The organism is Kitasatospora sp. NPDC036755, assembly GCF_040636595.1.
Lineage (GTDB): Bacteria > Actinomycetota > Actinomycetes > Streptomycetales > Streptomycetaceae > Kitasatospora.
On the sequence record NZ_JBEZUT010000421.1, the window covers coordinates 1 to 6,310 of the forward strand.

Consider the following 6,310-nt stretch of genomic DNA (forward strand, 5'->3'; position numbering starts at 1 on the left):
AGGGCAGCGTGCTAGGCCGCTACACAACGGGGGCTTGATCTTCTTTTGTGCCGTACTTGCGTACTGCGCTGGGGTACCAGGACTCGAACCTAGACAGGCCGCCGCCGCGCCGTCCGCCCTGCGCGGTCAGACCGTCAAGATGACCCGCATGCGCAAGGTCATCGGCGACAACATGATGAAGGCGCTGCACGAGCAGGCCCAGCTGACCAGCGTGGTCGAGGTGGACGTCACCAAGATCATGTCGCTGCGCGGTAAGGCGAAGGAGGGCTTCCTGGCCCGCGAGGGCGTCAAGCTCTCCCCGATGCCGTTCTTCGTGAAGGCCGCCGCCCAGGCGCTGAAGGTCCACGCGGTGGTCAACGCCCGGATCAACGACGCCGAGGGCACGGTCACCTACTTCGACACCGAGAACATCGGTATCGCGGTGGACTCCGAGAAGGGCCTGATGACCCCGGTCATCAAGGGCGCGGGCGACCTCAACATCGCCGGCATCTCGAAGAAGACCGCCGAGCTGGCCGCCAAGGTCCGCGACAGCAAGATCACCCCGGACGAGCTGTCCGGCGCCACCTTCACCATCAGCAACACCGGCTCGCGCGGTGCGCTGTTCGACACCGTGATCGTGCCGCCGAACCAGGTCGCCATCCTGGGCATCGGCGCCACCGTCAAGCGCCCGGTGGTCATCGAGGCCGACGGCGGCACCGCCATCGGCATCCGCGACATGACCTACCTGTCGCTCTCCTACGACCACCGCCTGGTGGACGGCGCCGACGCCGCCCGCTACCTGGTCGCGGTCAAGGAGATCCTGGAGGCCGGCGAGTTCGAGGTCGAGCTCGGCCTCTGACCCCACCAGGTCCCCGCGGAACCCCGCGTACGGAACCCCGCGTCGTCCCCGGACGGCGCGGGGTTCCGCCGTTCCCGGCCCCGGAGGCCCCCGTTACGGGTCCTGTCGCGGGCCCGCACCGAGCGGCGGCATGCGCGGACGCGGCCGAACGGGGATGCTTGAGCGGTGATGGACGAGACGGACTTCTGGCAGATCATCGACGAGACCCGGGACGCCGCGGACGGCGACCCCGACGAGCAGGCCGACCTCCTGGTGGAACGGCTCCTCCAGCTGACCCCGGACGACGTGATCGACTTCGCCCGGCTGTACCAGGCGCGGCACCACCGCGCCCACCGCTACGACCTGTGGGGCGCGGCCTACCTGCTGCTCGACGGCGCCTCCGACGACACCTTCGACTACTTCCGCTCCTGGCTGATCGGCCAGGGCCGGGAGGTCTTCGAAGGCGGGCTGACCGAACCGGACGACCTGGCGGACCTGCTGCCCGAGTTCGACGAGGAGGAGGACGGCGAGGCCGAGGACCTCGGCTACGCCGCCGACGAGGCCTACGAGCAGCTGACCGGGCTGCCGCTGCCCGAGGTGGGCGGGCGGCAGCCCGAGCGGCCGTCCGGGCCGGCCCTGGACTTCGACGACCCGGACGTCATGGCGAAGCGCTTCCCCAAGCTGTGGGAGCGGTACGGGGACTGACGCCCCCGTCGGCCGCGTCAGGCGCTGTTGCCGGAGGACCCGTCCTGCTTGATGCCCTTGAGGATCTGGTCCAGCACCGAGAAGTCCGGCGCGGCCGGACTGTCGTCCACGCCGCCCTCCATGACCACGTAGCCGCCGCCCTTGGCCGGGAGGGCGGCCAGCAGGACGTAGCCCTGGGTGCCGTCCGTGGTGCGGATGTGCCAGCGGGTGGCGTAGCCGAGGACCCCGGCCACGCTGACGTACCCCGATCCGGCGTCGGTGTGCGAGCTGACCCCGGAGAAGATCTGCCCGGCGTAGTCGGGCATCCGGGCGTCGGCGGCCGCCTTGGGCGTGGAGCCCTGGACGGTGTCCTTCTCGACCGAGAACTGGCCGCGGATGCAGGAGCTGTTATCCGGGCAGGTGTAGCGGCCGGTGCCGAGGTAGACCGTCGAGTGCGGCGGGTTGCTCGACACCTCCCAGCCGTCGAAGACCGGCACGGTGATCGCGTGCTGCGCGTCGGGGACGGTGCTCTTGAGGACGGGGGCGGGTTTGGGCGCGGGGGAGGGCGTGAACGGGCCGGGGCTCACCGAGGGGCTGCCGCTCCCGGCCACGGTGACCGTGGGGTCCGGGGTCGGGTCCGCCCGGTGGTCGCCGCCGCCGCTGAGCAGGATCCCGGCGACGATCCCGCCCGCGGCCAGCACGGCGACCCCGATGCCGATGACCGGGCCGGTCCTCGACCTGGCCGCCCCGGGCGGCGGCAGGTAGCCGGGCCCGGGGTAGCCGTAGCCGGGGCCCTGGGGCGGGTAGCCGGCCGGGGCCTGGCCCTGGTGCGGGTAGGCGTCCTGAGGCGGGTAGCCGTAGGCCTGGGGCTGGTGGGCGTCCTGGCCCGGATAGCCGTAGGCGGGGGCCGCCGGACCGCCGGGGTAGCCGTGGCCGGGCCGCTGGTCGGCCGGCGGCCAGCCCTGGGTGGGGGCGTCGGCGAGCCCCCCGGCGACGCCGCCCTGGAGCGGCCTGACCTCGTTGCTCCAGGCGTTGCCGTCCCACCAGCGCTCGTGACCGGGGGTGCCGTCCGCACCCGGGACCGGGTACCACCCGGGAGGCGTCGAGTTGCTCACGGCCGTACGGTACCGGCGCGGCGGCGGCCGGGACAGGGCGGGACCGTCACGACTCCGTACCACCCTGGAGGTGGTGAACCGCCGTCCGCCGCAGGCTTGTTCGGACCGCCGCCGGGCTCAGTCGGCCAGCGGGCGGGCCATCCAGACGTCGTCCACGTATCGGCCGTCGATCAGGAACTCCTCGGCCAGCGAGCCCTCGACGACGAAGCCGCAGCTCTCGTAGAGCCGCCGGGCCGGGGCGTTCCAGCCGAGCACCCGCAGGCTCATCTTGCGGGCGCCCGCGGCCCGGGCCGCCGCGCAGGCCGCCTCGACCAGCCGGCGGCCGACGCCCCGGCCGCGGACGGTCCCGTCGACGGCCAGGCCCTGGATCTGCCGCACGTGCCGGTTGCTCGCCAGCGGGGTGGACGGGACCTGGCGGACGTAGCCGACGATCCGGCCGTCCAGCACGGCCAGCAGGTACTGCTCGGGGGTGTGCCGCTCGTCGAAGACCGGGTCCTCGACGAGCGGCTGCGGAGAGACGTCGGACAGGAGGGACCAGGCCGCGTGGTTGAGGACGGCGAGTTCGCGCTCGTCCTCGCCACGCGCCGTACGGATGATCAGATCGTCGCCAGGCATGCGCGTCATGCTAACGGGGCGTCCGGGCAGCTGACGGACGGTCGGGAACACCGCGGGAGAGCGCGGGAGCTGCGAGGATGGGCGCATGCGCATCGCTGTCACGGGTTCCACGGGATTGATCGGTTCGGCGCTCGTCCGCTCCCTGCTGGCGGACGGCCACGAGGTGGTGCGGCTGGTCCGGCACCGGTCGAGGACGGGCCCACGGCCGGACGGCAGCACGGCGATCGGCTGGAACCCCCTGCTCGGCGAGGTCGAGCGGGACGGGCTGGCCGGGGTCCAGGCCGTGGTGCACCTGGCCGGCGCCGGGGTCGGCGACCGCCGCTGGACGGACTCCTACAAGCGGGAGATCCGGGAGAGCCGGGTGTACGGCACCGAGACGCTGGCCGTCGCGCTGGCCGGGCTCAAGGAGCCGCCGCGGGTGCTGGTGAGCGCCTCCGCCGTCGGCTGGTACGGCCAGACCGGCGACCGGGTGATCGACGAGGACTCCCCCGCCGGCGACGACTTCCTGGCCGAGGTCTGCCGGGAGTGGGAGGACGCCGCCCGGCCGGCCGAGCGGGCCGGGATCCGGGTCGTCCACCCCCGCACCGGGATGGTGCTGTCCTCGGCCGGCGGCGCGGGCGGTCGGCTGTTCCCGCTGTTCAAGCTGGGCCTCGGCGGGCGGCTCGGCAACGGGCGGCAGTACTGGAGCTTCATCTCGCTGCACGACGAGGTGGCCGCGCTGCGGTTCCTGATCGACCACGACGACCTCTCCGGCGCCTTCAACCTCACCGCGCCCAACCCGGCGACCAACGCCGAGCTGACGACCGCGCTCGGCCGGGCGCTGCGGCGGCCGACGCCGTTCCCGGTGCCGGAGGCGGTGCTCAAGGCGGTCCTGGGCGAGCTGGCGGTCGAGGTGGTCGGCAGCCACCGGGTGGTGCCGCGGCGGCTGCTGGACGCGGGCTTCCGCTTCACCCACCCGGACGTGTACTCGGCGGTGCTCGCGGCCATGTGACGGGTGCGGGACCACGAGGCGCGCGGGGTGGCCGCGCGCGCTGGGCGGGTGGCGTGCGCACGGGTCGCACGGCACCCGTACGGCACTCGTACGCACTCCGAGAACGGCATCCACCCTGGCCAGCGGCATATGCCGAGCCGGGTTCGAGGGGGCCCGAGGAGGGGGCGCATGGGAGCACATGGTGGGCGCGTCGCACGCCCCCGGTGACCGTACGCGCCCGCCGACCCCCGAACCCGGCCGCCACGGCGCACTGTCCGTGACCGCACCCCCGCCCGGCGCCGCAGGACCCTCCCGGACCCCCGGATCCGGCCCGATGCGCTTGTCTGACGCTCACACTGACTGGGCATCACCCTCCACGGACCGTGTCCCGGCACCCCGCTGCCTGCGTCGGCCGGAGCCCCGGGACCAGGGAGGGAGCATCCCAGTGCCCACGTACGACTTCACCCGTCGCGCCCGCCGGCCGTCCGACCCGGACGTCGTCGTGGTCGGCGCCGGACTCGCGGGCCTGGCCGCCGCCCGCGCGCTCACCGGCCACGGCCTCACCGTTCAGGTTCTGGAGACCACCGACCGGATCGGCGGCCGGATGGCCACCCGCGAACAGGACGGATTCCGGCTCGACGACGGCAGCCATCTGCTGAACACCGCATTCCCCGAACTCCGCCGCACCCTCGACCTCGACCGCCTCGACCTGCGCCCGCTCGCGCCCGGCGTACTGGTGCACAACGCCGGCCGCCGCTACCGCGCCGGGGACCCCCAACTCACCGTCGCCCGGCAGGCCGCCACCCGGGCCCCGCTCGGCAGCCCGCTGGACAAGGCCCGGCTGGCCGGCTGGCTCGGCCGGCTCGCCACCACCCCGGTCGGCCGGCTCCAGGCCCGACCGGAGACCACCACTGCCCGCGCGCTGGCCGGCCACGGCCTCGCCCAGCGCACCGTGGACGGCTTCCTGCGCCCACTGCTCAGCGCCCTGCTCTCCGACCCCGCGCTCGGCACCAGCAGCCGGGTCGCCGACCTCGTGCTGCGCTCGTACGCCCGCGGACGGCTCTGTCTGCCCGCCGGCGGGATCGCGGCGGTCCCGGCCCAGCTGGCCGCCGCCCTGCCCGCCGGCACCGTCCGCACCCGGGTGCGGGTCACCTCGATCGCCGCGGACGGCGTGGAGACCCTCGGCCACGGACGGATCGGCGCCCAGGCCGTCATCGTCGCCACCGACGCCCGCTCCGCCGCCGACCTGCTGCCCGGGCTGCGACTGCCGGACTTCCACCCCGTCACGACCTTCTACCACGCGGCCGACGCCGCCCCGCTCGGAGAGGCCGTCCTGCTGCTCGACGGCGACCGGCCGAACGGACACCCGCCCCTGGTCTCGCACTCGCTGGTGCTCAGCGAGCTGCACCCGTCCTACGCCCCGGCCGGCCAGGCGCTGATCGCCAGCACCGTGCTCGGCCGGCGCGCCTTCGACATCGGCGGCCCGGCCGGGCTGGAGCCGGCCGTCCGGGCCCGGCTCGCCGAGCTGTACGACGGCTCGACGTCGGGCTGGCAGTTCCTCGGCGTGCGGCACGTCCCGGACGCGCTGCCCGCGATGCCTCCGCCGCACAACCACCGCCGCCCGGTGCGGCTGCTGGCCGGGCTGTACGTCGCCGGGGACCACCGGGACACCAGCACCGTGCAGGGCGCGCTGGTCTCGGGGCGGCGGGCGGCACAGGCGGTTCTGGGCGACCTCGGCGTCCCGGCCGACGTGCCGGAGGCGGAGGCGGCGGCCTGACGGCCCGGGCCCCGCCGGCAGGCGCCGACACGCACCGGCAAGCGCCCGCAAGCGCCGAGGCGACCCGCGGCAAGGCCAGGTACGACGAGGCGGGGCACGGCGGGGTCGAGCACGGCCAGACGCCCGGACACGTCAGCGGTCTGCCGGGGTGACAGACCGACGGCGTACCGGGACACCGGGGTCCCGTTCCGGCCCTTCGGGACCGCGGCCCGCCGGTGGCCGCCACCGTGGAGCGGCCGGGTCGACCGGTCGATCGCCGGGTTGATCAGCACGTGGGTCAGGAAGAGGTCGTTGTCCCGCACGTGCTCGTAGTACCGGCGGGCGTTCGCGCC

The 6,310-nt window shown here is 74.6% G+C and carries 5 protein-coding genes and 1 pseudogene; 4 read left to right on the plus strand and 2 right to left on the minus strand.

Annotated elements, in window-relative coordinates; translation table 11 throughout:
* Positions 1 to 118 precede the first annotated feature (118 nt).
* Positions 119 to 838, plus strand: a pseudogene (locus AB0E96_RS36960) (2-oxo acid dehydrogenase subunit E2); the annotation flags it as partial.
* Positions 839 to 1,006: 168 nt separating this feature from the next.
* Entirely contained in the window at positions 1,007 to 1,522 is a 516-nt protein-coding gene (locus AB0E96_RS36965) for a DUF4240 domain-containing protein (protein ID WP_359830555.1), read from the plus strand.
* A gap of 17 nt (positions 1,523 to 1,539) precedes the next feature.
* Here the strand turns inward: AB0E96_RS36965 and AB0E96_RS36970 are convergent, their stop codons facing one another.
* A complete protein-coding gene (locus tag AB0E96_RS36970; RefSeq protein WP_359830548.1) occupies positions 1,540 to 2,616 on the minus strand; it encodes a DUF2510 domain-containing protein in 1,077 nt (358 codons plus the stop codon).
* A gap of 117 nt (positions 2,617 to 2,733) precedes the next feature.
* Complete coding sequence (locus tag AB0E96_RS36975) at positions 2,734 to 3,231, minus strand: GNAT family N-acetyltransferase (protein WP_359830550.1); 498 nt, start codon at positions 3,229 to 3,231, stop codon at positions 2,734 to 2,736.
* 85 nt (positions 3,232 to 3,316) lie between these two features.
* Between AB0E96_RS36975 and AB0E96_RS36980 the strand changes: the two genes are divergently transcribed.
* Both AB0E96_RS36980 and AB0E96_RS36985 read left to right on the plus strand, forming a co-directional pair.
* Entirely contained in the window at positions 3,317 to 4,222 is a 906-nt protein-coding gene (locus AB0E96_RS36980; protein WP_359830551.1) for a TIGR01777 family oxidoreductase, read from the plus strand.
* Positions 4,223 to 4,646: 424 nt separating this feature from the next.
* Positions 4,647 to 5,978 carry an FAD-dependent oxidoreductase gene (locus AB0E96_RS36985; RefSeq protein WP_359830553.1) on the plus strand — a complete coding sequence of 444 codons (1,332 nt, stop codon included), beginning with the start codon at positions 4,647 to 4,649 and terminating at the stop codon, positions 5,976 to 5,978.
* The last annotated feature ends 332 nt before the right edge of the window (positions 5,979 to 6,310 follow it).